Annotated in this window: 25 protein-coding genes and 1 tRNA gene; 4 read left to right on the top strand and 22 right to left on the bottom strand. The window is 60.9% G+C overall.

The window, feature by feature from the left end; genetic code table 11:
* Positions 1-167 precede the first annotated feature (167 nt).
* Together RBR25_RS02055 and RBR25_RS02050 are read right to left on the bottom strand one after the other, a co-directional pair.
* Positions 168-254 (bottom strand) — tRNA-Leu (locus RBR25_RS02055).
* A 54-nt stretch (positions 255-308) separates the two neighbouring features.
* Positions 309-2,018: an Rqc2 family fibronectin-binding protein gene (locus RBR25_RS02050; RefSeq protein ID WP_432817864.1), complete on the bottom strand. Its 1,710-nt coding sequence runs from the start codon at positions 2,016-2,018 to the stop codon at positions 309-311.
* 97 nt (positions 2,019-2,115) lie between these two features.
* Between RBR25_RS02050 and RBR25_RS02045 the strand changes: the two genes are divergently transcribed.
* The 4 genes from RBR25_RS02045 to RBR25_RS02030 all read left to right on the top strand — a co-directional run bounded on the left by RBR25_RS02045 (position 2,116) and on the right by RBR25_RS02030 (position 6,449).
* Positions 2,116-3,393, top strand: a complete 1,278-nt coding sequence (locus RBR25_RS02045) for an O-acetylhomoserine aminocarboxypropyltransferase/cysteine synthase family protein (protein ID WP_432817863.1) — start codon at positions 2,116-2,118, stop codon at positions 3,391-3,393.
* 195 nt (positions 3,394-3,588) lie between these two features.
* Complete coding sequence (locus RBR25_RS02040) at positions 3,589-4,878, top strand: O-acetylhomoserine aminocarboxypropyltransferase/cysteine synthase family protein (RefSeq protein WP_432817862.1); 1,290 nt, start codon at positions 3,589-3,591, stop codon at positions 4,876-4,878.
* Positions 4,879-5,032: 154 nt separating this feature from the next.
* On the top strand, positions 5,033-5,974 hold the full coding sequence (locus RBR25_RS02035) for a lysophospholipid acyltransferase family protein (protein WP_432817861.1): 942 nt from the start codon (positions 5,033-5,035) through the stop codon (positions 5,972-5,974).
* Between the two features lie 4 nt (positions 5,975-5,978).
* Positions 5,979-6,449 (top strand): tRNA (cytidine(34)-2'-O)-methyltransferase, encoded by a 471-nt coding sequence (locus RBR25_RS02030; protein ID WP_432817860.1) that lies wholly within the window; start codon positions 5,979-5,981, stop codon positions 6,447-6,449.
* Between the two features lie 92 nt (positions 6,450-6,541).
* Here RBR25_RS02030 and RBR25_RS02025 read toward each other — a convergent pair whose 3' ends face one another.
* The 20 genes from RBR25_RS02025 to fabD all read right to left on the bottom strand — a co-directional run bounded on the left by RBR25_RS02025 (position 6,542) and on the right by fabD (position 25,140).
* Positions 6,542-8,656: an LTA synthase family protein gene (locus tag RBR25_RS02025; RefSeq protein WP_432817859.1), complete on the bottom strand. Its 2,115-nt coding sequence runs from the start codon at positions 8,654-8,656 to the stop codon at positions 6,542-6,544.
* A 38-nt stretch (positions 8,657-8,694) separates the two neighbouring features.
* On the bottom strand, positions 8,695-9,942 hold the full coding sequence (locus tag RBR25_RS02020; RefSeq protein ID WP_432817858.1) for a hypothetical protein: 1,248 nt from the start codon (positions 9,940-9,942) through the stop codon (positions 8,695-8,697).
* 544 nt (positions 9,943-10,486) lie between these two features.
* Entirely contained in the window at positions 10,487-10,918 is a 432-nt protein-coding gene (locus tag RBR25_RS02015; RefSeq protein ID WP_432817857.1) for an HIT family protein, read from the bottom strand.
* A gap of 204 nt (positions 10,919-11,122) precedes the next feature.
* Positions 11,123-12,124 (bottom strand): anion permease, encoded by a 1,002-nt coding sequence (locus tag RBR25_RS02010; RefSeq protein ID WP_432817856.1) that lies wholly within the window; start codon positions 12,122-12,124, stop codon positions 11,123-11,125.
* Entirely contained in the window at positions 12,117-12,734 is a 618-nt protein-coding gene (locus RBR25_RS02005; protein ID WP_432817855.1) for a DUF47 domain-containing protein, read from the bottom strand. The genes RBR25_RS02010 and RBR25_RS02005 overlap by 8 nt, the downstream gene beginning before the upstream one ends.
* Before the next feature lie 232 nt (positions 12,735-12,966).
* Positions 12,967-14,277: a homoserine dehydrogenase gene (locus RBR25_RS02000; RefSeq protein WP_432817854.1), complete on the bottom strand. Its 1,311-nt coding sequence runs from the start codon at positions 14,275-14,277 to the stop codon at positions 12,967-12,969.
* Positions 14,278-14,323: 46 nt separating this feature from the next.
* On the bottom strand, positions 14,324-14,779 hold the full coding sequence (locus tag RBR25_RS01995) for a M17 family peptidase N-terminal domain-containing protein (RefSeq protein ID WP_432817853.1): 456 nt from the start codon (positions 14,777-14,779) through the stop codon (positions 14,324-14,326).
* The gene (nusB, locus tag RBR25_RS01990; protein WP_432817852.1) at positions 14,776-15,246 is read right to left on the bottom strand and encodes a transcription antitermination factor NusB; all 471 of its coding nucleotides are present in this window, start codon (positions 15,244-15,246) and stop codon (positions 14,776-14,778) included. Before nusB ends, RBR25_RS01995 begins: the two co-directional genes overlap by 4 nt.
* 5 nt (positions 15,247-15,251) lie before the next feature.
* Complete coding sequence (gene ribH, locus RBR25_RS01985; protein ID WP_432817851.1) at positions 15,252-15,716, bottom strand: 6,7-dimethyl-8-ribityllumazine synthase; 465 nt, start codon at positions 15,714-15,716, stop codon at positions 15,252-15,254.
* Between the two features lie 22 nt (positions 15,717-15,738).
* Positions 15,739-16,944, bottom strand: a complete 1,206-nt coding sequence (locus RBR25_RS01980) for a bifunctional 3,4-dihydroxy-2-butanone-4-phosphate synthase/GTP cyclohydrolase II (protein ID WP_432817850.1) — start codon at positions 16,942-16,944, stop codon at positions 15,739-15,741.
* A 34-nt stretch (positions 16,945-16,978) separates the two neighbouring features.
* A complete protein-coding gene (locus tag RBR25_RS01975) occupies positions 16,979-17,629 on the bottom strand; it encodes a riboflavin synthase (RefSeq protein WP_432817849.1) in 651 nt (216 codons plus the stop codon).
* Positions 17,614-18,720 carry a bifunctional diaminohydroxyphosphoribosylaminopyrimidine deaminase/5-amino-6-(5-phosphoribosylamino)uracil reductase RibD gene (ribD, locus tag RBR25_RS01970; RefSeq protein ID WP_432817848.1) on the bottom strand — a complete coding sequence of 369 codons (1,107 nt, stop codon included), beginning with the start codon at positions 18,718-18,720 and terminating at the stop codon, positions 17,614-17,616. The genes RBR25_RS01975 and ribD overlap by 16 nt, the downstream gene beginning before the upstream one ends.
* Before the next feature lie 85 nt (positions 18,721-18,805).
* On the bottom strand, positions 18,806-19,279 hold the full coding sequence (gene nrdR, locus RBR25_RS01965) for a transcriptional regulator NrdR (protein WP_432817847.1): 474 nt from the start codon (positions 19,277-19,279) through the stop codon (positions 18,806-18,808).
* Complete coding sequence (locus RBR25_RS01960) at positions 19,276-19,752, bottom strand: deoxycytidylate deaminase (RefSeq protein ID WP_432817846.1); 477 nt, start codon at positions 19,750-19,752, stop codon at positions 19,276-19,278. The genes nrdR and RBR25_RS01960 overlap by 4 nt, the downstream gene beginning before the upstream one ends.
* Positions 19,753-21,003: a serine hydroxymethyltransferase gene (gene glyA, locus RBR25_RS01955; RefSeq protein WP_432817845.1), complete on the bottom strand. Its 1,251-nt coding sequence runs from the start codon at positions 21,001-21,003 to the stop codon at positions 19,753-19,755.
* Positions 21,004-21,259: 256 nt separating this feature from the next.
* Positions 21,260-21,715: a ribose 5-phosphate isomerase B gene (rpiB, locus tag RBR25_RS01950; protein WP_432817866.1), complete on the bottom strand. Its 456-nt coding sequence runs from the start codon at positions 21,713-21,715 to the stop codon at positions 21,260-21,262.
* A 2-nt stretch (positions 21,716-21,717) separates the two neighbouring features.
* Complete coding sequence (gene fabF, locus RBR25_RS01945) at positions 21,718-22,950, bottom strand: beta-ketoacyl-ACP synthase II (protein WP_432817844.1); 1,233 nt, start codon at positions 22,948-22,950, stop codon at positions 21,718-21,720.
* A gap of 159 nt (positions 22,951-23,109) precedes the next feature.
* Positions 23,110-23,343, bottom strand: a complete 234-nt coding sequence (acpP, locus tag RBR25_RS01940; protein WP_432817843.1) for an acyl carrier protein — start codon at positions 23,341-23,343, stop codon at positions 23,110-23,112.
* A 71-nt stretch (positions 23,344-23,414) separates the two neighbouring features.
* On the bottom strand, positions 23,415-24,152 hold the full coding sequence (gene fabG, locus RBR25_RS01935) for a 3-oxoacyl-[acyl-carrier-protein] reductase (protein ID WP_432817842.1): 738 nt from the start codon (positions 24,150-24,152) through the stop codon (positions 23,415-23,417).
* 73 nt (positions 24,153-24,225) lie between these two features.
* On the bottom strand, positions 24,226-25,140 hold the full coding sequence (gene fabD / locus RBR25_RS01930; RefSeq protein ID WP_432817841.1) for an ACP S-malonyltransferase: 915 nt from the start codon (positions 25,138-25,140) through the stop codon (positions 24,226-24,228).
* Between the last annotated feature and the right edge of the window lie 68 nt (positions 25,141-25,208).

Below are 25,208 nucleotides of genomic sequence, written 5' to 3'. Positions count from 1 at the left end.
CTTGCCGTTCAGCTAGCGGTTCCCGTCATCAGGGTCCGCAGAGGACTTTCACCTCCAAGTCACCATTCAGACACCACAGCTGAATGGATGGTGCTTTCGCACCACGCGCCATGCCGGGCGCACAAACAAAAAAGCTGACGATTTCTCGTCAGCCCTTGTTTTTTGTCTGGTGCCGAAGGCGAGACTCGAACTCGCACGGGCCTACGCCCACTAGACCCTGAACCTAGCGTGTCTACCAATTCCACCACTTCGGCATGAAGCGAGGGTGTTTATAACAAAAGGCTTTTGCCATTGCAACAAAAAAAATTTCATCCCGGGTTTTTCCCGGCATCTTTTTCCAGGCGGCGCGGCGCTGCCATCAGGGTCCGTTCCGGCTCGGCCAGAACCAGGCCGGGGCGGGCGCCCTTGGGCTTGCGCACCTGCTTTCCCGAGGTCAGCATCACTTCGACCTTGCGGTCTTGTCGCCCCCGGGAATAACCCGCCGCCAGCGAGGCGGCGTAGGCGATATCCTCCTCCGGAATCTCCCGCCGTCCGGCGCGCTTCAAGACCAGATGGCAACCGGGCAGATGATGCGCATGAAACCAGAGGTCGTCGGCATCCGTCAAGGATTTGCTGACCCGGTCGTTGACGCGGTTGTTCAATCCCCAGAAGATGGTCAGTCCCGAAGGACTGAGGGTTTGCCGGAGGCCCGCCTCGGAGCCGGAAGCCGCCGGACCTTTAGCGAGAGGGCGGGCCTGCTTGAGCAGTCCGGCAGCGGCCAGCTCTTGCCGCAGCGGTTCAAGTTCAGCAAAGCCATCCGCCTCTTCCAGAGCCAGCGCCACCCCTTCCAGCCAGTCGAGTTCCTCCAGCGTTTCGCGCCGGCGGCGCTCGGCGTGCTCCAGCCCCCGCTTTCCCTTGCGGTGACGTTTGAAACGGAGCTCGGCGTTTTCTTTGGGGGTCAACGCCGGGTCGAGGGGAATGGTCACGGGGGTCGGCGGCTCGGCATACCAGTCGTCCACGGTGATTTCCGTCATTCCCCGGCGCAATCGGGAGAGATTTGCTAAAAGCAGTTCCCCCCACTGGCACCAGCGTTGGTAATCGCCCATGCGCGCCGTTTCCGCCTCGATCTGCTCCAACCTCCGGCGCAGCCGGGTCCGAGCCTTGCCCAGCGTGCGCGCCAACTCACCGCGACCGCCGCCGAAAACCATCTCCCGCGCGCCATCGCGGTAATAGGCTTCGGTCGCTTCGGAGACGCTGGCGAAAGGGCGCACCGACTCCAGCTCCAGATACGCCGGAAGGAGCGGCGTCAGCCACAAACGCCCCCGCCAACCGACGACACCGGGCGAAAAGCGCTCAGCGAGCCAAAGGGCGCGAAAATCCTCCAGAACCGTTCGGGGATCGCCGCCGCAGGCGACGGCGGCATCCAGATCAGCTGCCAAGAGCGGCGTCATGGGCGTCACCGCCTGATTCAGCCAGTCGACGAACGGCCGATCATCCGGCGGTTCCGGAAGGTCGGCAAAGAGATCCAGCCGCTCAAGAACAGGCGGCGGAACGTAGACCGTACCGGGCAAAGCCGGTCGCCCCGTTTCCGTCTGCCGCTTCAGGCTGTCGACGATTCGCCCGTCACCATCGAGGAGCAGCAGATTGGCCTGCGAGCCGTGGAGTTCGGCAACCAGGGTCCAGCGGCTCGCCCCTTCCCCGCTGAAAACCAGGTTCAGGATGCGCTCACTGGGAACCCGGTCGATGCTCAGCAGGCGCCGTAGCCGCGAGCGCAGCAGCCGGCAGAAACGCGGCGGCGCCTGGGGATTGGGCGGGTTCTCGGCGGTGAGATGGAGGCGCGGGGCGCGAGCGGAGGCGGAGATGAGCAGACGCGGATTCTCCCGCCCGGTCCACAGACGCAGGATCAGCTCATCGGCACCGGGTTGGTGAATTTTGCCAATCGCCGCGCCGGTGAGCAGAGGCTTGAGTTCGCGGACGACTGCGTCGAGGGAAAGAATATCCATGACGACCAGCATAAGGGAGGAAAGGGAGAAGGGCAAGCCTTCATCCCGCTTGCCTGATTCAGGGATTAGTCCTTTTCATTCAAGCCATTTCTGCTATGATGCCGCTTTCCATATCCGTAGCGAGGAGGCCTCCATGAACAAATCCTGGAAAATCGAGACCCAGGCGGTCCAGGGCACTTATGCGCCAAAAGCAACCGAAGCGCGCATTCCGACTATCTGCCAAAGCACCACCTTCAAATATGACAGCGCCGAGCACGTCGCCAAACTCTTCGACCTCGACCTGCCCGATCCCTTCTACACCCGCCTCGGCAATCCCACCACCGATGCCTTCGAAGGAAAGATCGCCCTGATGGAAGGGGGCGTCGGCGCCCTCGCCACCTCGTCGGGACAGGCCGCCACCGCCTTGTCGATCATGAACATCTGCCGCGCCGGTCAGCATATCGTCACCGCCGGCACCCTCTACGGCGGCACCTATTCCCTCTTCGCCAACACCCTGCCGAAACTCGGCATCGAAGTGAGCTTCGTCGATCCCGCCGCGACGGCGGAAGAGATCAAGAAGCATTTCCGCCCGGAGACCAAGGCCCTCTTCGCCGAAACCATCGGCAATCCCGGCCTGAATGTGCTCGATTTCGAGAAGTTTTCCGCCGTCTCCCGGGCGATGGGAGTGCCGCTGATCATCGACAACACCTTCCCCACCCCCTACCTCTGCCGCCCCCTGGATCACGGCGCCGATATCGTCGTCCATTCGGCGACCAAATACATCGACGGCCATGCCAGCAGCGTCGGCGGGGTCATCATCGACGGTGGCAAATTCGACTGGACCTCGGGCAAGTATCCGGAACTGACCGAACCGGACAGCTCTTATCACGGCCTGCGCTACGTGGAAAAATTCGGCCCGGCCGCCTACATCGTCAAGGCCCGCGCCCAGTATATGCGCGATCTCGGCGCCACCCCTTCCCCCTTCAACTCCTTCCTCTTCCATCAGGGGCTGACTACCCTGCCCCTGCGCATGGAGCGGCACAGCGCCAACGCCCTGGCCCTCGCCCACTTCCTGCAACAGCACCCGAAGGTTTCCTGGGTCAACTATCCCGGGCTGGAGAGCCACCCGAGCTATTCCCTGGCGCAAAAATACCTGCCCAAAGGGGCGAGCGGGGTTTTGACCTTCGGCATTCAAGGAGGACGGGAGGCGGGCACCCGTTTCATGGAAGCGACGAGAATCATCGCCCTGGTGGTGCATGTGGGAGACGCTCGCAGCTGCGTACTGCACCCGGCCAGTACCACCCATCGGCAACTCTCCGAGGCCCAGCAGATCGCCTCAGGAGTCACTCCCGATCTGATCCGCCTCTCCGTCGGCATCGAGCATATCGACGATCTCATCGCCGATGTCGACCAAGCACTCAACGCCGGCTGATCCCGGCAAACATCCCCATTCCCCGGGCGGGCTCGCAAGAGTCCGCCTTTTTGTTTTCCCCATAAGTTGCTAGTTTTTTAATCAAAAAGTGTTCTTGACATAATTACTTTGTATTGCTAGATAAATATACAAATTAAATTGACTTTTAAACCCAAGAGAAGCTTTCCATCTTTCAATATCATAGAGGAGATGATCATGAGTGAATCCCATCCCCAGGGGATCGGCACCCGCGCTCTCCACGCCGGACAGGTTCCCGACCCGTCCACCGGCTCCCGCGCCGTTCCCATCTATCAGACCAGTTCCTACGTCTTCAACTCCACGGAACACGCTGCCAACCTCTTTGGCCTGAAAGAAATGGGCAACATCTACACCCGGTTGATGAACCCCACCACCGACGTGCTGGAAAAACGCCTGGCCGCCCTCGACGGCGGGGTCGGCGCCCTCGCCTTGTCTTCCGGGTCCTCGGCGATCTTCCTGGCGGTTCTCAACCTCGCCCAAGCTGGCGACAACATCGTGTCGAGCAGCTCCCTCTACGGCGGCACCTACAACCTCTTCCGTCACACCTTCGGACGCATGGGCATCACGGTGAAATTCGTCGACGCCTCGCGCCCGGAGACCATCGCCGCCGCCATCGACAACCAGACCAAAGCGGTCTTCACCGAAACCATCGGCAATCCCAAGAACAATGTCGACGATTTTGCCGCCATCGCCAAAATCGCCCACAACCACGGGCTGCCCTTCATCGTCGACAACACCGTCGCCACGCCCGCCCTCTTCCGCCCCATCGAGCACGGCGCCGACATCGTCTGCTATTCGTTGACCAAGTTCATCGGCGGCCACGGCACCAGCATCGGCGGCGCCGTGGTCGACAGCGGCAACTTCGACTGGGCGAGCGGGCGCTTCCCCGAATTCACCACGCCCGACCCGAGTTATCACGGCCTGATCTATCACCAGGCCCTCGGCCGCCTCGCCTACATCCTGAAAATGCGCCTGACCCTACTGCGCGATCTTGGCCCCTGTCTCTCCCCCTTCAACGCCTTCCAGTTGCTGCAGGGGTTGGAGACGTTGCATGTGCGCATGCCCCGTCACTGCGAAAACGCCCTGGCCGTGGCCCTCTTCCTCGAAGAGCATCCCGCTGTCGCCTGGGTCAACTATCCCGGCCTGGAAAGCCATCCGGACCACGGCAACGCCTTGCGCTACCTGCCCAAGGGGCAAGGGGCGATCATCGGTTTCGGCATCAAGGGCGGGACCGCCGCCGGCGCGCGCTTCATCGACGGAGTGAAACTGGCCAGCCATCTCGCCAACATCGGCGACGCCAAGACCCTGGTCATCCATCCGGCCTCCACCACCCACCAGCAGCTGACCCCCGAGGAACAGCGCGCCGCCGGGGTCACCGAGGATTTCATCCGGGTCTCGGTCGGCATCGAGGATCTCGACGACATTCTCGCCGATCTCGATCAAGCCCTGCGCGCCGCCGCCCACTAAGCCGCGCCCAGCCGCCATTTTAGAGGGATTTTCGCTCCAAGCGGACCCGGCTTCCGGGTCCGCCTTTTTATTGCCCCGGGTTCTCTGAAATGCTACACTTCGCGCCCGTAACCAACCTGGCGGAACGCTTTACCCCCGCCGCGACGAGGCGCCCATGACCCCATCCCATGACCACCCCGCCCCCCACGGCTTCCGCAAGCAACCGCGAGAAAAGCGACACAGCCGCGCCCGCTACCGGCTCGAATACCTGCTCTTTCTGACCCTGGCCGCTCTGACCCGCGCCCTGCCCCGCGTCACCGCCCTGCGCCTGGGGGCAAAGCTGGGGGAACTGGCGCGCCTGACGCAGAAAAAGCGCGTCACCACCGCCAGCGACAACCTGCGCCGCGCCTATCCGGAAAAATCGAGTGCGGAGATCGAGGCCGATGTACGGGCAGTCTTTCGGAATCTTGGGGTGGGCGCCGTCGAGATGCTGCGCATCGACCTGTTTCGCGGCCAGGCCGACCTGGATCGCTACTTCACTCTCATCGGCATGGAACATCTGCACCAGGCCCACGCCCTGGGCAAAGGGGTACTGCTTTTGACCGGGCACATCGGCTTCTGGGAGGTGGGAACCTTTTTGATTCCGCAACTGGGCTTTCCCGTCGATTTCGTCGCCAAGCGCATGAAAAACCCTTACGTCGACCGCTATTTCGAACGATTGCGGGAAGCCGGGGGGGGCCGCTGCCTAGAGAGTAAAAAAGGCGCCCGGCGGATTTTGCGGGCCCTCGGCGAAAAACACATGATCGCCATCCTCCTCGACCAGCACATCAGCCGGAGCGAGGCGGTCCCCGTCGATTTCTTCGGGCGCAAGGCCTGGACGACGCCGATTATCACCCAACTCGCCATGAAGCAGGGCATCCCCATCGTCCCCATCTATTCTTACCGCACCGACGATTTCCGTTACGAAATCATCGCCCAGCCGCCGATCCTCTTCGCCGACGAGCCGGGGGAAGAGGCGGTAATCCGCAACACCGCCCACCTGACCGCCAACATCGAAGCGGCAGTGCGGCGGGCGCCGACCCAGTGGTTCTGGGTCCATCGCCGCTGGCGGGACTGAGTCCGTGACCGCGCCGCCCTTTCACATCGTCCTGGTCGAGCCGGAAATCCCCCCCAACACCGGCAACATCGCCCGGCTCTGCGGCGCCACCGGCACCATCCTCCATCTGGTCGGCAAACTCGGCTTCAGCATCGACGACCGCCAACTGAAGCGCGCCGGGCTCGACTACTGGGAAGCCATCGACGTGCGCCGCTGGGACTCCCTCCCCCAACTGGAAGCGGCCTTTCCCGGCGGGCACTGGTGGTACACCTCGAAAAAAGCCGCCCGCAGCCATGTCGAAGCCAAGTTTCTGCCCGGTGATTTTCTCGTCTTCGGCAAGGAGACCGAAGGGCTGCCCGCAGACCTGCTCGCCGCCCACCCCGAGCGCTGCCTGCGCATCCCTATCTTCTCCCCTATCGTCCGCAGCCTCAACCTCTCCACCGCCGCCGGCATTGTTTTATACGAAGCCTTACGGCAAACGGGACGCCTCTCCTAAGGGCTGACAAAAAACGCCAAGGCCGCTCCGGTATCATTCCCAAAGCGGCCTTGGCGTTGTGCGCGAAAATTCTGCCCTGAGCTGTTCCGGCGTCAGATCTCCACGGATACCTTGAACTCTTCCATTTGCACGATCGCATCTTTCCCTTCCCCGATCAGATGAAAAGAGAAGGACCGCCGTTCTTCCGGGTTGTCGAAGAAGAATTCGACCGTCCCTTCCTCTTGCGCACGCAGAACGGGGAACTCGGGGTAAGGGATGCTGTTGATGGTATGTTCCCACATCTTCAGAATCAACTTGAGCTGCACCCCTTCCGGCGGCGCCTGAAGCATCTTCACCCGGATCGAGACATGAACCCTGGAGTTCGCCGGGAAATCGAGCCCCTGGGCACCAACCAGGGTATCGGACCATTCGCTGCGGATCTTCTCCGGCAGGGAGCGGATTTCGCCGTCGGCAAAGTCCAGCACCCGCGCCCCCGCCTTGGGAAGAAGCTTGCGGTCGAGAGCAGCGTCGATGAGAAAGACCGGATTTCGGCGTCCCTGCGTATCCCGGGTGAACTCGGCCGGGGGCGGCCCAAGCAGACTGTCGGCCTTTCCGACCCGGCAACGACCGTCATCACTGCATTCGTAGCGGAGGTTGTCGGCCGTATGCCGACGGCGTTTGGAAGCGGTGAAGGCGACCATCTCCCGAGGCGTTTCGTAATCACGGAAGAAACTGCGGCCGATAACGCCCTCCGGCACCGGCAGGCCGAGATAATCGAGGATCGAAATCTCCGTATCGACCAGACCGTAACCCCCCGGTTTGAGACGCGGCAAGGCCTCGTCTTCCGGCGCCAGAATCATCCCCAGCCCCCAACTGCTGGTCCAGTCCCCGATTTCCGCGCCGTGAGATTCGTCTGAAGCGATGATCACCAAGGTATCCTCCAGCACCCCGTCCGCGCGCAGATCGTCGATGAAGCGGCCGAGGGCCTGGTCGAGCTGATCGACGGTGGCGGCGCGGCGGTCGGGATAGCGGGCGACGATTTCATCGGGCACAGCGTAGGGCTGATGGGTGCCGACAGTCAGCAAGGTCAGCATCCAGGGCTTCTCCTTCTTCCGCAGGTCGGCGATATACGCGCGGGCGCCGCGAAAGAGGACCGCGTCGATCGCCCCCCACTCAAAGGGATAGGGGTTGGGTTCGGTGAACCATTCCGAGCCGTGCACCTCATCGAAACCGATCAGGGGCATGAAGCGGTCTTTGCCCATGAAGGCGAGCCCGGCCCCTTGCAGATAGTGGTTCTCCCAGCCATGGGCGGCAAGCTGGGCGGGCAGGCATTGTGCGGCCCGCTGCGGATTGCCGGAAAGCTCCACCGCCTTGGCCGTACTCCAGGACTGTTTGCTGAAATCGCCACAGAGCAGGGCGTAAAGACCGCGAATCGTCTGATGGCTGTGAACGGTGAAGTCCGGGATCAGCATCGCCCCGGGGGTGCTTTCGGCCAGGCGGGTCATGGTCACCTTGTCGTAATCCCTCACCCCCATGGCCTGACGGATCTCGGGATGGTAGAGCCCGGGAATCCCCTCCAGAGTGATGATCAGCACATTTTTGGCCTTACCCTTGAGCATCAGGGGACTGCCGTCGAGATCGGCCCGATCAAGCCCTGAAGGAAGTTGGAAGTTGGCCAGATCCTCGGCGGTCAAGGGCGGCGGAGCAAAGAAGGTATCGATGATAAACCAGTGCAGGGCGTTGTGCCGGGGGATGACGGCGAGGTCGTCGCGAGCGAGGCTCAGATGGGTGTGCAGACCGAGAATGGCGACACCGACGGCAAGTAGAGGCACGGCATAGCGAAGACGCGGCCGGGCAAGGGGCAAGACAGCGACCAGCAGCGCCGAGACCGCCAGCGGCCAGACCAGCCCGGGAGCGGAAAAATTGAAACCGGAGGCGCTCTTTTGGACAAAATCGGGATTGGTCAGGTAGTGCAGATCCTGCCAGGTCGGCAGACGATTCATCGCCGCCACCAGTTCATGGGCGCCAATCATGAACGCCGTCCAGAGCAGGGCGAGCAGGATGCGCACCGGCCGAGGCGCCCAGACGAGCAGGACCAGCAGGAGCAGACCCACCCCGGCGTCGGAGAGCAGCCCGATATATTCACCGCCGCCGCTGAGCGCAAGGCGGCGGAAAAAGGGAGTCAGGGTGAGAACCAGCAGAGACAGATAGGCCAGAAGCTTAAACATGGGCAGTATGCTTATCGACAAAAAAGGTTGTTTTAATATCAGGGGCCGGTGAACAAACGCCGCACCACCTCGGGGAGATCCCCCTTCGGAAAGAGCTTGTTGTTCCGGCCCACTTCAAAGATCCCGAACCACTCCTCGGGGTCCCCCGCTTCGTGGCGGAACTCGTCCTCGGGGGTCCAGCCGATCTTCCACCACTCGTCCTGAAACTCGAAAAAGACCAGGCCGCAGAAGCGGTCGGCCCCGCGCGCGCTACGGATATCCTGCCAGACCGAACGGAAACCCTCGGCGACCCGCTCCGCCCGGTTGCCGCCGTAATCGGCCAGTTCCGGCCGGGGCATGATCGGCGAAGTCGAAAACCCCACCTGGGTCACCAGGATCGGCAGGCTGGTGGTCGCCGCGAGTTCCTCCAGATAGCCCTGATAGCTGGTCCCGGTCACCGACCCGGGCGGCGAGGTTTTCACCCCGTTGGCGTAGGTGTAGACATTCAGGCAGATGAGATCGCCCATGTCCGGCGCCAGCAGGTGCTCGCGGGGGAGTTCCAGGTCGGGGCGATCGGCGATGGGGCCGATGTGCGTCCAGCTGGTGTGGGTGTAGAGATGGCGGCGGCCGTAGCGGGTCAGCTCATAATCCATGGCCTGGTCGATGAGTCGGGCCAGGGCGACCTCGGACGCGGTGCGCCCGGTCACGGTCAGATATTTGCCCCGGTAGTCGCGCACTTCGGGATGAAGCTTGTTGGTGCGCTCCACCGTCGCCGCCTGCAACTCGTCGCCGATGGAGAAGAGCACCAGGCGCTCGGGCCGACCGACGGCATAGGTGTGGTCGATGACCTGACGGATAGTGGCGAGGGTCTTCGCTAGGTAGTCCTCGTCCAGCAGGTCGGTGGTGAAGGGGTCGATCCAGATATCCTGACCGTAAACCAGATCGGTGGCGTCGAGGGCAGTGAAGAAGTTGGCCGGCATGCGCAGGGGGAAGACGTGCAGGTAATTCACCCCCATCTCCTTGAGCAGCGCCAGATGCTGGGTATAGCGCCCGTCGTTTCCCGGCCCCGCCCCGTGCTGGGGGGTCTCCCCCGGCATATAGGGGGAATAGCCCATGCCGCGAAAAAAAACCGCCCGCCCGTCGGCGTGGTCGACAAGCCGCGTCCCCTCGACCACGAAACGGCTGGGCTGGGGGGTGTCGGGATGAATCCGGGCGGTCTTCCCGGCGGCCCGGGCCATGCCGGGGGCCAGGATAAGCATCAGCACCAGAAGAAAGATCGAGCGTTTGACCAGCATGAATTTGGACATGGAAGATCTCGCCGGGGGAATGGGGATTGCGAACGGACGATGAATAGCCGAGGACTAGGTGGTTGTCAACGGCATTCTTCGGAACGGCGCCAGTAAGGCAAAACCCTCCTGATTCCGAAGCTTTCGCATATTTTCCCTTTGGCTCAAGATCGTTGCAGCGATAGCCTATGCTACGGTTCCAGACAGACAGGAGGTTTTACTGATGAAAAGATTCATCCGACCATCTTGACCTTACCTTGTTGCCGCCCTCGTCAGGGCGCAATATCCGGGATTTTTATCACTTTCTGCTGGCCCGTCACGGGGAACCGAAGAAATCGGATCGGGGGACAAAGGGGGACTTCACGGACCTCTGCGAGAGATTATCCTGGCAGGGGATGCCTTGGCGGCTTAACGGAGCCTACGCGAGGTGTGGTAAACCACGTTCTTAAAATTTCCGTGAAAGCTACCTGCAGTAAAAATTGGCAAATTGTAGCGTTGCAAGATTTGCCCTCCCCCTCCACTCTCCGGTTACTGATTGCCAAAGACCAAGAAAACGATCGAGTGGTCATTTGTCCCAGTACACCGCCTTATCGGGGAAAATCCACCGTACACCGCCGCGCGGGTCGAGCATGTCCCCGGCATAGCGGGGGATCAGGTGGATGTGCAGATGCATGACGGTCTGACCTGCCGCGGCACCATCGTTGATGCCGATATTGAAGCCGTCGGGTTTTCGCTCTTCAATCAGACGCTGCCGCATTTCGGCAAGGAGGGCGAGCAAATCCGCCTGCTCTTCTCTAGTCGCCTCAAAGAAAGAGGCGATATGACGTTTGGGGATAATCAGGGTGTGACCAGGTGTGACGGGGAAACCATCGGGGATGGCGATGGCGTTGTCGTTGGCCGTGAGAACCCGGGATGTGTCCGAATTGCAGAAGGGGCAAATACTCATATTGGTCTTTTCTTCTGAGCAACTTAACCATAAACAACTGAATTTACCCATTTAACGACTCACACCCCCTGCGGCTGCGTGAGTCGTTAATAGTCTTTTCTCGACCATTGCGTCCCGCAAAACCGACGTTAGCCTAAAGCCCGCTGCCGGACAAGGCGAAAACTGCTCCCCCCTGCCCCCCAGCAAGAAAAGCGCCCGCAAGGGCGCCTTTCTTGTTATCGGAGTTCCTGAAACGGGAAAGATTCCCATGCTGAATTATTGCCCCAAAAACGGACTCATGAGCAAATAAACAATCCCCCCCATGGTAGCGGAAGCGGGGATGGTAAGCACCCAGGCCCAGACGATGCGGTAGGCCACGTTCCAGTTGACGGCCGTCATTCTCTTGGACACCCCCACCCCCAGAATCGCCGAGGTGATGACATGAGTGGTGCTGACCGGCATCCCGATGGACGCGGCGCCCATGATGACCCCAGCGGCCGCGGTTTCCACGCAGAAACCGTGAATCGGCTGCAACTTGACGAAATCCTTGCCGATAGTCTTAATGATACGCCAACCACCGACAGCGGTTCCCAGCCCCATGGCCACGGCGCAGGTCACCTTGACCCAGGTCGGAACGACAAAGGCGGACAGGGAACCGTAACTCACCAAGGCCAGGGTGATAATGCCCATGGATTTCTGGGCATCGGCGGTGCCGTGGGCAAAAGCCATGACCGCCGCCGAGAGAATCTGAAGTCGCCGGAAATTCCTGTTGAGTAGATAGGGCGCGCTGTTACGGAAAATCCAAAGGATGATCACCATGAAGAGAAAACCGACGGCGGTGCCGACAATGGGGGAGAGAATCAGGGAAAGGATAATTTTCTTGAGCCCGGCCCAGTGCAGGACCGAGGAGCCGGCATGGATAACGGTGGAGCCGATCATGCCGCCGATAATGGCGTGGGACGAGGACGACGGCAGTCCGTAATACCAGGTGATGAGATTCCAGGCGATGGCCCCCAGGATCGCCGCCAGCACCACCATCTGGGTCACGTTCACCGGATCGACGATTCCCTTGCCGATGGTGGCGGCGACCTTGGTCGAAACCATCGCGCCCAAAAAGTTGAGACCGGCGGCCATGATGATCGCCGATCTTACCGAGAGTGCCCGGGTCGACACGCAGGTGGCGATGGCGTTGGCCGTGTCGTGAAAGCCATTGATGTAATCGAAGACCAGGGCCGCCAGGATCACCAGCACCAGCAGGAGGAAAGCCGCTTCAGGCATTTTTCACCACCACACTTTCCAGAATGTTGGCGGCATCCTCGCACTTGTCTGTGGCCGTTTCCAGGGTCTCGTAGATCTCCTTCCACTTGATGAGTTGAATGGGATCTTTTTCCTCGTCGAAAAGTCGGCTGATGGCCTCGCGACAGACTCGATCCGCCTCGTTTTCCAGGGCGTTCACCTCCCGGCAGTGCTCGGCGATCTGTTCGAATTTGCCCCCCAAACGGGCCAGGGCCCGTTCGATGGTCTGGCAACTCTTGAGAATAATGAAAGCCAGTTCCTTGGATTCGGGCGTGGGCTTCTCCACGTTATACATAACGATGCGCTGGGCGCTGGCGTCGATGAGGTCGAGGATGTCATCCAGGGCCGCCGACAGGGCGTAGATGTCCTCCCGGTCGAAGGGGGTGATGAAACTTTTGTTGAGTTTCTTGATGATCTCGTGGGTCTGATGATCCCCCCGATGCTCCACATCCTTGATGCGGCGCTGACTTTCGACAGGATTTTCAAAATCGTTCAGCATCACCCGCAGGAGTTCGGCCCCCTCGGTGACGATGGTGCCCATCTCCTTGAACATCTGAAAGAATTTCTCGTCCTTGGGTATGAGTCCGAACATGGCGTAATCTATCCTCCCGGTGTCTGTTAAGGGATAACTGGAACAACTAATTTCTATAACACTCAGATGCGTTTCGTGAATACACAAATAACTTTAATTTCGTAAAAAACCGTCCCCCTCATTAACCGGGGTCGGAATGACGCCGAATAAAGCAAGACTCCCACTGCCCCGCCAACAAGAAAGGCGCCCTTGTGGACGCCTTTCTTGTCTTCAAACTCGGCTGAAATCTTCCCTACCCCAGCTCGTTCTCGATGCGGATGAACCGGCTCTGTTCCTTGATTACCGCCAAAGCGTCGATCTCAGCCAGGGCCTTGCGCACGTTGGCTTCTTTGGCGTCGTGGGTCATCATGACGATGGGCACGCCGCCGCCGATCTGCCGTTCGGGCTGCATCATCGAGGTGATGCTGATCTCGTACTTGCCGAGGATACCGGATATCTGCGAAAGCACGCCCGGCTTGTCGTCGGCGGCGAAGCGCAGATAGTACTGGCTGACGATGTCGTCCATCGACTTGATCGCCAAATCCTTGATCGCCTCGGAAACGTAACCCAGCGCCGGGGTGCGGCCGGCGACGCCGCAGAGCATATCCCGGGAAATGGCCATGACATCCCCCATGACCGCGCTGGCGGTGGCGTCCATCCCCGCGCCCCGGCCGTAGAGCATGGCCGGTCCGAGGAAGTCGCCGACCAGGCGCACGGCGTTGAAAGCGCCGTGGACATCGGCCAGGGGGTAGTTGTCGGGAATCATCGTGGGATGGACGCGGGCCTCGATCTGGCCGTTATCGTTCTTGCCGATAGCCAACAGTTTGATGCGATAGCCGAACTGGCTGGCGAAGTGGATGTCGAGGGCCGAGACGTTACTGATCCCCTCGGTGTGGATGTCCTTGAAGCGCACCCGGGTGCCGAAGCAGAGGGAGATGAGGATGGCGAGTTTGTGGGCGGTGTCGATCCCCTCCACGTCGAAAGTCGGGTCGGCCTCGGCATAGCCGAGTTCCTGCGCATCCTTGAGCACCGCGCCGTAATCGTCGCCGTCGTTGGTCATGCGCGAGAGGATGTAGTTGCAGGTACCGTTGAGAATACCAAAGATGCTGGTGAAGCGGTTGGCGCAAAGATTTTCCCTGATCGCCGAGATGATCGGAATGCCGCCACCCACCGCCGCTTCGAAATAGACATCCACCCCTTTTTGCTGGGCGGCCGCGAAGATCTCGGCGCCATGCAGGGCGAGCAGAGCCTTGTTGGCGGTGACTACGTGCTTGCCGTTGGCAATGGCCTTGAGCACGAAGCTGCGCGCCGGCTCGTAACCGCCGATCAGTTCGATGACCAGATCGATAGCGGGATCGGTAAGAACGGCGTCGGCGTCGGTGGTAAGCAGTTCGGGCGCGACGGTGACGGCGCGAGGGGTGGTGATGTCGAGATCGGCGATGCGGGCCAAGGTCAGCTTGGCCCCGAGACGATCCTGCAGAAGTTGGGCATTGTTCTGAAGCACCTTGACCACGCCGGTGCCGATGGTGCCGAAGCCAAGCAGGCCTATGCTGATTTCTTTCATGGAATCCTCGTGTTTGGCTGGTACATGAAGGACCGGAAACGAATCCTCAGAGATCGTCATCGATAGTCAAAAGACATTCCATTTTGGAACCGGCGGTCTCGGCCAGAATCTCGCCCAACGCCTCTTCCAGGGTTTCGGCCTCCTCCGCGTCGGCTGCGCTCAGGCCAATGGCCAGACGACTGAAGCCGGCCTGGCGGCAGACGTCGAGGAGATGGCGCAGAAGTTTGCGGGAGGAAGCGGACAGCCGCTTCGGAGCGGTCCCGCCGCCGACGAAAAGCGCCCAGTCGGCGGCCAGCTTGCCGTTATTGGCGACCAGAATATGTTCGCCGAGCCCACCTTCGGCCTCACCGTGGAGGAGCATGCGGCTGAGGCGCCCGTTCAGTCGCCAGTCGAGCAGAGCGGCGCCGCCCCGGGGTGGACGAACATCGGTGAAGATGAAGGCGGCGGCCACTTCTCCCGGCAACCGGTCGAGAGGCTCATCAGACCGGCTCAGACGGCTCATGATCCGGCAGGACGGCAAGCGCGGGATATTTTGTCGAGAATGCCGTTGACAAAGGCCGGGGTGTCCTTGGTGCCGTAGATTTTACCGATCTCGATCGCCTCGTTGATGGCGACGCTGGTGGGCACGTCAGGACGGGCCATCAGCTCGTAAGCGGCCAGCCGCAGCAGCGAGAGATCGACCCGGGCCATGCGGTCGAGGGCCCAGTTGGTGGAAAGCTCTTCGATCATCTGGTCGATGCGTTCGAGGTAATCGGCCACGCCGCGCACCAGTCCCTCGGCATATTCGCGCACCTCAAGCGGAATCGGGAGGTTGAACTCGTCGAGGGGATCGCCGAGGACATCGTCGCGAAAACGGAAATTCTCCCAGAAATCGGCGAAGACCTCTTCTAAGGACGAATCCTGATCCTGCAAGCTGTAGATGAGTTTCAGGGCCAGCTCCCGCCCCTGCCTGCGCATTCCCTTGGCCATGAATCCTACAGTTTCTTCAAGAAGTTGACCATTTCGATGGCGGTGACGGCGGCCTCGAAGCCCTTGTTCCCGGCCTTGGTCCCGGCCCGCTCGATGGCCTGCTCGATGGTGTCGGTGGTGAGCACGCCAAAGGCCACCGGCAGCCCGGTCGCCAAGCCGACGGAGGCCAGGCCCTTGGAAACCTCGGCGGCGACGTAATCGAAATGGGGGGTGGAACCGCGAATCACCGCGCCGAGGCAAACCAAGGCATCGTAACGGCCACTCTGGGCCAGACGTTGAGCCGCCAGCGGCAGTTCGAACGCACCAGGCACCTTGGCAATGTCGATACTCGCGGCATCGGCACCGTGACGGACGAGAGCGTCGACGGCTCCTTCCACCAGACGGTCGCAGATGAAGCTGTTGAAACGGCTGACCACCAGTCCGAAGCGCAGCCCACCGGCGTCCAGATGTCCTTCAATCACATGGCTCATATCGTTTCTCCCCCAATCCGGCTCAGAGATTTTCCAGCAGATGGCCGAGTTTCTCACGCTTGGTGGTGAGATAGCGCTTGTTCGTTTCGCAGGCGGGCATCTGGATCGGCACCCGCTCGACAACCTCCAGACCGTAGCCTTCGAGGCCGATGATTTTCTTCGGATTGTTGGTCATCAGACGGATCTTGCGCACCCCCAGTTCCGAGAGAATCTGGGCACCGATGCCGTAATCGCGCAGGTCGGCCTTGAAGCCGAGGGCTTCGTTCGCCTCAACGGTGTCGCAGCCCTGATCCTGCAAGGCGTAGGCCTTGAGCTTGTTGATCAGACCGATGCCCCGCCCTTCCTGACGCATGTAGAGGAGAACCCCACAGCCTTCCTCGTTGATCTGGTGAATGGCGGCATGGAGTTGCTCGCCGCAGTCGCAGCGCTGGGAAGCGAAGACATCCCCGGTCAGGCATTCGGAGTGAACCCGCACCAGAACCGGCTTTTCCGGATCGATCGTCCCTTTGACCAGGGCCAGATGCTGGGCATGGTCAACGTCGTTTTCGTAGGCGATGGCCGCGAATTCGCCACAGTCATGGATGGGAATGACCGTTTCAGCGGCGCGCCGCACCAAGAGCTCCTTGCGCATGCGGTAGGAAACCAGATCGGCAATGGAGATGATTTTCAGTCCGTGCTGCTTGGCGAACTTCCTCAGTTCCGGCAGACGGGACATGGTGCCGTCTTCGTTCATGATCTCGCAGATCACCCCGGCTGGTTTGAGTCCAGCGAGGCGAGCGAGATCGACGGACCCTTCGGTCTGACCGGCGCGTACCAGCACGCCCCCCTTTTTCGCCCGCAAGGGGAAAACGTGACCGGGACGGGCGAGATCGCGAGCAGTGCTGTCATCGGCGATGGCGACCTGGATGGTGCGCGCCCGGTCGGCGGCGGAGATGCCAGTGGTGACACCACGGCGGGCCTCGATGGAGATGGTGAAGGCGGTGCCAAAGGACGAGCTGTTGTTCTGGACCATGAGAGGCAGATCGAGGTGATCGGCCCGCTCTTCGGTCAGGGAGAGGCAGATCAGGCCGCGTCCCTCCCGAGCCATGAAGTTGATGGCCTCGGGGGTGACCTTTTCGGCGGCCATGGTCAGATCGCCCTCATTTTCACGGTCTTCGTCATCGATAAGAATGACCATTTTGCCTTGGCGGATATCCTCCAAGGCGGCTTCGATCTTGGCGATAGGCATGAGAAAAACTCCTTTTTTTCGGCCCGCCACTATGTCACAGAAATCCATGCTTGGCAAGGAATTCAAGATCGACGGCAGCGCGGGTCTCGTCCCGGGGAGAGCGCCCGAGCAGGCGCTCCACATACTTGCCGAGAATATCCGTTTCGATATTCACCCGCATCCCGGCCCGGGACTCCTTGAGGGTGGTCATTTCCAGGGTATGGGGAATGATCGCCACGGAAAAGGTTTCGTCGCCGACACTGTTGACGGTGAGGCTGATGCCGTCGATGGCCACCGAACCCTTCTCCACCACATAACGGTTGACCTCTGCGGGAAGGCGAAAGGTCAGGCGCCAGGCGTTACCATCCAGCCGCCGTTCTTCCAGGATACCGACCGCGTCGACATGCCCGCTGACCCAGTGTCCGCCGAGGCGATCGCCGAGGCGCAGGGCCCGTTCGAGATTGACCCGGTTGCCGGGGAGGAGTCCGCCGAGACTGGAGCGCCCCAGGGTTTCGGGGGAGACGTCCGCGGTGAATGAGCCGCCGCCGAACCCCGTCACCGTCAGGCAGATGCCATTGACGGCGATGCTTTCCCCCAGTGCCAGTTCCTCCATGGGGATGGCGGTTGCCACGGTCAGACGAGCGCCGGCAGCCCCCTTGCGTAGTTCACGCACCGTGCCCAGATCCTCGATCAGTCCGGTGAACATGACAGCACCTCCCCGTCGATCAGCAGATCGTTTTCAAAGCGGCTGAAACGCACATCCTCCAGGCTCAAGGCGTCGGCCAGGCGCAGCACCCCGGAACCGGCGAAGATACCGTAGCCATCCGCCCCCCCCACCAGCTTCGGCGCGATAAAGGCGAGCATGCGGTCAATCAACCGCCGACGCAGAAAGACCCCGTTGAGGCCGCTTCCCCCTTCGAGAAGCAGGCTCTGCACCCCCCGGGCACCGAGCAGGCGCAAGAGAGCAACGAGATCGACATGGCCGTCGGGACCGTCGATGACCTGTACCTCCACCCCCCGCGCGCGCAGGCGCTCCAACTTCTCTTCAGGAGCGGCGGAAGTGACGGCAAGCAGGGTCGGCGCTTCGGTCGTGTCGAAAATACGGGCATTGGCGGAACAGCGCAACTGCCCGTCGACAATCACCCGCAGGGGATTGCGCCCGCCCTCAGGGAGGCGGGTGGTCAGTTGCGGATCGTCGTGGAGGACGGTACCGCTGCCGACGAGAATGGCGTCGATGCGGTCACGCAGGCGATGCACATGCAAACGGCTGGCGCCGCCCGAGATCCAGCGGGAGTCCCCGGAGGCGGTGGCGGTCTTGCCATCCAGGGTGATGGCGGTCTTCAGGGTGACATGGGGCAGACCGGTGCGGATGTGCTTGGCGAAGGGAGCGATCAGACGCCGGCAATCGCTTTCACAAACCCCCACCACCACCTCGATACCGGCATCTCGCAGGCGACCGATGCCGCGACCGCTCACCTGGGGGTTGGGATCCTCGCAGCCGACCCAGACCCGGACGATCCCGGCGGCAATCACCGCGTCGGCACAGGGACCGGTACGACCATAATGACTGCAAGGTTCGAGCGTGACATAGAGATCGGCTCCCCGGCTCCGTTCCCCGGCCTGGCGCAGAGCAAAAATTTCGGCATGAGGCTGTCCCGCCGCCGGATGAAAACCCTCTCCAACCACCTCGCCGCCGGCAACCACCAGCGCCCCCACCGCGGGATTGGGGCGGGTCCGGCCCTCGGCCCGCCGTGCCAGGGCCAGGGCCTGTTCCATATAGTCCACAGCGCTGGGCATACACAGCTCCGAAAAGAAAAAACAGCAACTCCCCGGCGGCGCGAACCGCCCGGGGAGCACAAAGGACAACCGGCAACGCAAGAACTCAGGGAGACTTTTTGCCTCCCCCCTTGGCGAGAATATCGGTCAACTCGGCCATGAACTCGTTGATGTCGCGGAATTGCCGGTAAACCGAAGCGAAGCGAACATAGGCGACCTCATCCAGTTCATGAAGGATGTTCATGACCGCCTCGCCAATACGGCTCGATTCGATCTCCTTCTCGCCGCCTTCCTGCAGAGACTGCTCCAGACGATCGACCTCCTTCTCAATCACGGCGATGGAGATCGGCCGCTTTTCACAAGCGCGCTGCATGCCGGCGATGATCTTGGACCGGTCGAAGAGTTCTCTGCGGCCGTCCTTTTTGACCACCAGCGGCAGGGTCTCTTCGACCCGTTCGTAGGTGGTGAAGCGTTTTTCGCAGGAGATGCACTCACGGCGGCGGCGGATGTTGTTCCCCTCGCGACCGAGCCGGGAATCGACCACCTTGGTGTCGTGATAGGAGCAGAAGGGACATTTCATCGACGATCCCCCCGGCTCATTTCGACAATCTGGCTGAATTCCAGAACCTCGACCCCCGACTCGGCGAGCATCTCCATGGAGAGCAGGTCGGGATAGCCTTCCTGATAGATGATCCGCTGGATCCCGGCGTTGATGAGCATCTTCGAACAGATGATGCAGGGGGAATTGGTGCAGTAAAGGGTAGCGTCGGCGATATTGATGCCGTGCTTAGCCGCCTGGATGATGGCATTCTGCTCAGCATGGAGGCCGCGGCAAAGCTCGTGGCGCTCACCCGAAGGGACATTGAGCTGCTGCCGCAGGCAGCCGACCTGCGCACAGTGGGTGATCCCCGACGGAGTACCGTTATAGCCGGTCGCGAGGATATTCTTCCCCTTGACCATCACCGCCCCCACCTGGCGGCGCAGACAGGTCGAACGCCGGGACACCAGGCGCGCGATCTCCATGAAATACTCCTCCCAGCTCGGCCGCTCCATTTAGATCAGCCGGTGGGCGTAGAGGGGGAATTTCTTGCAAAGCTCCTTGACCTCGCCGCGGATTTTTGACAGTTCCTCGGCATTCTCCACATTCTTCAGGGCACGGTCAATCCAGCCGGCGACCAGCTCCATCTCCGCTTCCTTGAGGCCGCGGGTGGTGGTGGCCGGCGTGCCGATGCGGAAGCCGCTGGTGACGAAGGGGGAGCGGGTATCGAAGGGAACGGCATTCTTGTTGACGGTAATCCCCGCCTTCTCCAGGGTGGCCTCGGCAACCTTGCCGGTCAGTTCGCTACCGGAAAGATCAACCAGCATCAGATGGTTGTCGGTGCCGCCGGAAACGAGATTGAACCCCCGCTTGGTCAGGCCGGCAGCCAGAGCCTGGGCGTTTTTCACGACCTGGGCGGCGTAAACCTTGAACTCCGGGGTCAGGGCTTCCTTAAAAGCCACCGCCTTGGCGGCAATCACGTGCATCAGCGGCCCGCCCTGGATGCCGGGGAAGATGTTGCTGTTCAGGGTCTTGGCGAACTCCTCACGACAGAGAATCATCCCTCCCCGGGGCCCGCGCAGGGTCTTGTGGGTGGTGGTGGTAACAAACTCGGCGTGGGGAACGGGATTGGCGTGCTGACCGGCGGCGACCAGACCGGCGATGTGCGCCATATCGACCATGACCAGCGCCCCGACCTTGTCGGCGATGCGCCGGAAGGCAAGGAAATCGAGGGCGCGGGGATAGGCGCTGGCGCCGACCACGATCAATTTTGGCTTGTGCTCGACGGCGAGGCGCTCAACCTCCTCGTAATCAATGGTGCCGGTCTCTCTCTTGACGCCGTAGGGAACGATATTGAAAAGCTTGCCGGAAAAGTTGACCGGCGAGCCGTGGGTCAGGTGACCGCCGTGCGCGAGATTCATGCCGAGAATGGTATCGCCGGGATTGCAGACGGAAAAATAGACAGCCATATTGGCCTGGGAACCGGAATGAGGCTGAACATTAGCGTGCTCGGCACCAAAGAGCTCCTTGGCCCGATCGATAGCCAGCTGCTCGGCCTCGTCGACGAACTCACAGCCGCCGTAGTAACGCTTGCCGGGATAGCCCTCGGCATACTTGTTGGTCAGCACCGACCCTTGAACTTCAAGAACCCGTTCGCTGACGAAGTTTTCCGAGGCGATAAATTCAAGATTGTATTCCTGACGCTCGGTTTCCCGACGGATGCTGGCGGCGATTTCCGGATCGAACTGGGCAAGTTTCTCGGACATGATTTAAAGACCTTTCAGAGCGAGGCATTCCCCGCGAAACATGATGGCGTCGCAAAAACTCACCAACTGCTGCGTTGCTGCAACCGGCTCACTACTTTGACGTACGTAAGTACGCCTCATTGCTTGCCAATTGCGCGCCTTGCATTTGGCGCTTTTTGCTTAGCCATACAATCCTGATGCTTTCTGCGAAAGCATCAAACAGGAGTGGCTAAAAACAAAAGGGCAGACCCGCCGGCCTGCCCTGAAGCGCCGGCCGTCAACGGGCGGCCTTGCGAACTTCGTCCTCGATCCGGCTGATTTTATCGAGACGCCGCTGATGACGATCCCCCTCGAACTGACTGTCGAGCCAGATCTCGACCAGGCGACAGGCAACCTCGGGGGTGATGACCCGCCCCCCCATCACCAGCACGTTGGCATTGTTGTGTTCCTTGGCCATGCGTGCCGTAAAGGGATCGTTGACCAAGGCGGCACGTACGCCGGGAAATTTGTTGGCGACAATGGACATGCCGATACCGGTGCCGCAGATCAGGATACCTCGTTCGGCCTCACCGCCGGAGACGGCCCGCGCGACCTTCTCGCCGAAATCGGGATAGTCGACGGAATCACCGTTGTCGGTGCCGAAATCCCGGACGGAGAGGCCACGGGAAACGAGGCACCTCTTGATGGCATCCTTGAGTTCAAGTCCGCCGTGATCGCTCGCGATGACCATCATCATCAAACCTTTTTGAAGATCAGGGTGCCGTTGGTACCGCCGAAACCGAGGGAGTTAGACATGGCTACCCGGACCTCGGCCTGACGGGCCACATTCGGGACATAGTCAAGATCGCATTCGGGATCGGGTTCCTCGTAGTTGATGGTCGGCGGAACCGCGCCGCGCTCCATGGCGAGCAGGGAATAGACCGCCTCGATACCGCCGGCGGCGCCCAGGGGATGACCGGTCATGCTCTTGGTGGAGCTGACCATGAGCTTGCGCACGTGCTCGCCAAAAACGCTCTTGATCGCCATGGTTTCATAAAGATCGTTGAAATGGGTCGAAGTGCCGTGGGCGTTAATGTAATCGACCTCTTCAGGGTTCATGCCGGCGTTTCTCAGCGCCATCTTCATACAGCGTGCCGCGCCTTCACCATCGGGACCGGGAGAGGTGATATGATGGGCATCGCCGGTGGCGCCGTAACCGACGATCTCGGCATAGATTTTAGCGCCGCGTTTTTTCGCCGATTCGTACTCCTCCAGCACGACGATACCGGCCCCTTCGGCCATGATAAAACCGTCGCGTCCCTTGTCGAAAGGGCGACTGGAGGCCGCCGGATCATCATTACGGGTGGAGAGGGCTTTCATGACGCTGAAGCCGGCGATCCCCAGGGGCGTAATGGTCGACTCGGCGCCGCCGGCAATCATCGCGTCGGCATCGCCACGCTTGATGATGTGATAGGCATCACCGATGGAATGCGTCCCGGTGGCGCAGGCGGTGACGGTGGAGAGATTCGGTCCCTTGGCACCAAAACGGATGGAGATATGGCCGGGCGCCAAGTTGATGATGAGCATCGGGATGAAGAAAGGCGTGACCTTCTTGTAACCGCTGTTCATCAGTACGCCATGATATTTCTCGATCGCCGGTAAGCCGCCAAGACCGGCACCGACGACAACGCCGACGCGCTCGGCGTTCTCCTCGGTGACCTGCAAACCCGAGTCTTGCATGGCCATTTCCGAGGCGGCCAGGGCGTAATGGATGAAGCTGTCCATCTTCTTGACTTCTTTTTTGTCGATGAAGTCTTCGGGATTGAAGTCTTTGACCTCCCCGGCGATCTGGCTGGGCAGGTCGGAGGCGTCAAAGCGGGTAATCCGGCCGATTCCGGACTTGCCTGCCATCAAGGCCGACCAGTTCTTTTCGGTCCCGGTGCCCAGGGCGGAAACAACACCGACTCCCGTCACGACGACTCTTCGCATGGTTTCTTCCTCCATCGACGCGCGCTTTGCTGCCGCGGATTATCTATTTAAAGTCAGAAATTATAGAGACGATTCAAGGTCAAGAAAGCCGACAAGGTGGGATTAACCGATGAAGGAGGAGAAAACCCTGCTTCTCCTCCTTCATCGTGGAGCGGCTAATCAGGAGTTTTCACTAAGGTAATCGATAGCGTCCTGAACCGTCAGGATCTTTTCGGCATCTTCGTCGGAGATCTCGATATCAAACTCTTCTTCGAGAGCCATGACCAGTTCCACGGTGTCGAGGGAATCGGCGCCCAGATCATCCATAAAGGATGCGTCGTTGGTCACCTGGTCGGCGTCCACACCCAGTTGTTCCGCCACAATCTGTTTTACTCTTTCGTCAATAGAAGCCATCTGCTTCACCTCCCTTTGTGATTCGAGCCGATCTCCGATCGGGCCGGTATTTGGTGTTTCTGTTACGATTCCTACATGTACATTCCGCCGTTCACGGCCAGCACCTGTCCGGTGATGTACCCCGATTTCTCCTGGGCAAGGAAGACGACGGCATGGGCGATATCTTCCGCACTGCCGAGCCGCTCCAAGGGGATCTGGGCCGCCAGTTCCTCACGGGTCTTCTCAGGCAGGGCGTCGGTCATATCGGTAGCGATGAAGCCGGGCGCCACGGCGTTGACGGTAACATTGCGCCGGGCAAGCTCACGGGCGTTGGAACGGGTCAATCCCATGAGCCCGGCCTTGCTGGCGCAGTAGTTGGCCTGACCGGCGTTGCCCATCTGCCCGACCACCGAAGCAATGTTGATGATCCGTCCGTAGCGCTGCTTCGACATAACCTTGGCAGCCGCCCGGCTGCACAGGAACGCCCCCTTCAGGTTAACGTTCAGCACCGCGTCCCAGTCCTCATCCTTCATCCGCAGCAAGAGGGCGTCGCGAGTGATCCCGGCGTTGTTTACCAGGATATCCACCCGCCCGAAAGCCTCAACGGCTGCCTGAACCATCTTTTCGGCGTCGGCTGTCAGAGTCACGTTCCCCGGCACTGCGATCGCCTCGGTTCCGCCAGCCTTCAGTTCGGCGACCAAGGCCTCAGTGGCGGCCAGGTCGATATCGACAGCGACAATCTTGGCGCCGCAAGCCGCCAGGGCCAGGGAAATGCTCTTGCCGATTCCACGGGAAGCCCCGGTGACAATCGCGACACGGTCTTTGGCCATGGTGATTCCTTTCTTTACCAGTAAAGGTTCTACCCTGTCAATGCGCCATTCGGCAGAAATGGGCAGATAGCGATTACAGTTTTTTCAGACTAGCGACATCCTCGACATTCTGCGCGCCAGCCCCCTTGACGATACGCTTGATCAATCCGGAGAGGACTTTACCGGGGCCGATCTCGACAAAGCGATCCACCCCGAGTTCGGCCATGCAGACCACTGATTCGTCCCAGCGCACCGGGGCGCTGACCTGACGAACCAGCAGTTCTTTGAGACGGGCCGAATCCTGGTTTGGACGGGCCTCGACATTGGAAACCACGGGCAGGTTCATGGGGGCGAAGGCAATGCCGTCAAGCACTTCAGCCAGACGCCGACCCGCCGGCTCCATGAGGGCACAGTGGAAGGGAGCGCTCACTGGTAACGGCAAGGCGCGTTTGGCACCGGCCGCCTTGGCCAACTCGATGGCGCGATCGACCGCTTCGACATGACCGGCGATGACCACCTGCCCCGGGCTGTTGAAATTGGCGGGAGAGACGACCTGCCCCTGAGCGGCCTGAGCGCAGATCCCTTCGATGGCGCCCTCTTCCAGACCCATCATCGCCGCCATCGCACCGACCCCCACCGGAACCGCTTCCTGCATGAAAGCGCCCCGCTGTCGCACGGTGCGCACGGCATCGGCAAAGCTAAGGGTTCCGGCGGAAACCAGGGCGGAGAATTCTCCGAGACTGTGGCCGGCAGCGTAATCGGGACGCAGCCCGGTCTCCTGCTCCACTACCCGCAGGGCGGCGACACTGACGGTGACGATCGCCGGCTGGGTATTGGTGGTCAGTCGCAAGTCCTCCTCGGGCCCGTTGAAACAGAGGGCAGCGATATCAAAACCGAGGACATCGTTGGCTTCTTCGAAAATCTGGCGCGCCACGGGAAAGTTGTCGGCCAGATCGCGCCCCATGCCGGCAAACTGGGATCCCTGACCGGGAAAGACAAAAGCGAGCATTGAACGACCACCTTCCTTGCAAGGGTGCATCAAAATTTTTCTTTCACGACCGGCGATTACGCCACGGG

Origin of the sequence: Trichloromonas sp., assembly GCF_034006665.1 — a bacterium.
Taxonomy (GTDB): Bacteria; Desulfobacterota; Desulfuromonadia; order Desulfuromonadales; family Trichloromonadaceae; genus Trichloromonas.
Note: the sequence above shows the minus strand (reverse complement) of the source record. Positions and strands in the feature narration are given on the sequence as shown.

Coding starts and splice junctions, on each gene's coding strand:
- RBR25_RS02005 (WP_432817855.1), bottom strand. CDS start 12,734: ATGTTCGGACTCATACCCAAGGACGAGAAATTCTTTCAGATGTTCAAG.
- ribD (WP_432817848.1), bottom strand. CDS start 18,720: ATGCCCAGCGCTGTGGACTATATGGAACAGGCCCTGGCCCTGGCACGG.
- fabF (WP_432817844.1), bottom strand. CDS start 22,950: ATGCGAAGAGTCGTCGTGACGGGAGTCGGTGTTGTTTCCGCCCTGGGC.
- RBR25_RS02035 (WP_432817861.1), top strand. CDS start 5,033: ATGACCCCATCCCATGACCACCCCGCCCCCCACGGCTTCCGCAAGCAA.
- rpiB (WP_432817866.1), bottom strand. CDS start 21,715: ATGATGGTCATCGCGAGCGATCACGGCGGACTTGAACTCAAGGATGCC.
- RBR25_RS01995 (WP_432817853.1), bottom strand. CDS start 14,779: ATGAGCCGTCTGAGCCGGTCTGATGAGCCTCTCGACCGGTTGCCGGGA.
- RBR25_RS02000 (WP_432817854.1), bottom strand. CDS start 14,277: ATGAAAGAAATCAGCATAGGCCTGCTTGGCTTCGGCACCATCGGCACC.
- acpP (WP_432817843.1), bottom strand. CDS start 23,343: ATGGCTTCTATTGACGAAAGAGTAAAACAGATTGTGGCGGAACAACTG.
- RBR25_RS01960 (WP_432817846.1), bottom strand. CDS start 19,752: ATGGAGCGGCCGAGCTGGGAGGAGTATTTCATGGAGATCGCGCGCCTG.
- RBR25_RS02045 (WP_432817863.1), top strand. CDS start 2,116: ATGAACAAATCCTGGAAAATCGAGACCCAGGCGGTCCAGGGCACTTAT.
- RBR25_RS02020 (WP_432817858.1), bottom strand. CDS start 9,942: ATGTCCAAATTCATGCTGGTCAAACGCTCGATCTTTCTTCTGGTGCTG.
- RBR25_RS02015 (WP_432817857.1), bottom strand. CDS start 10,918: ATGGGTAAATTCAGTTGTTTATGGTTAAGTTGCTCAGAAGAAAAGACC.
- fabD (WP_432817841.1), bottom strand. CDS start 25,140: ATGCTCGCTTTTGTCTTTCCCGGTCAGGGATCCCAGTTTGCCGGCATG.
- nusB (WP_432817852.1), bottom strand. CDS start 15,246: ATGGCCAAGGGAATGCGCAGGCAGGGGCGGGAGCTGGCCCTGAAACTC.
- fabG (WP_432817842.1), bottom strand. CDS start 24,152: ATGGCCAAAGACCGTGTCGCGATTGTCACCGGGGCTTCCCGTGGAATC.
- RBR25_RS02025 (WP_432817859.1), bottom strand. CDS start 8,656: ATGTTTAAGCTTCTGGCCTATCTGTCTCTGCTGGTTCTCACCCTGACT.
- RBR25_RS02040 (WP_432817862.1), top strand. CDS start 3,589: ATGAGTGAATCCCATCCCCAGGGGATCGGCACCCGCGCTCTCCACGCC.
- RBR25_RS02010 (WP_432817856.1), bottom strand. CDS start 12,124: ATGCCTGAAGCGGCTTTCCTCCTGCTGGTGCTGGTGATCCTGGCGGCC.
- glyA (WP_432817845.1), bottom strand. CDS start 21,003: ATGTCCGAGAAACTTGCCCAGTTCGATCCGGAAATCGCCGCCAGCATC.
- nrdR (WP_432817847.1), bottom strand. CDS start 19,279: ATGAAATGTCCCTTCTGCTCCTATCACGACACCAAGGTGGTCGATTCC.
- ribH (WP_432817851.1), bottom strand. CDS start 15,716: ATGAGCCATGTGATTGAAGGACATCTGGACGCCGGTGGGCTGCGCTTC.
- RBR25_RS01975 (WP_432817849.1), bottom strand. CDS start 17,629: ATGTTCACCGGACTGATCGAGGATCTGGGCACGGTGCGTGAACTACGC.
- RBR25_RS01980 (WP_432817850.1), bottom strand. CDS start 16,944: ATGCCTATCGCCAAGATCGAAGCCGCCTTGGAGGATATCCGCCAAGGC.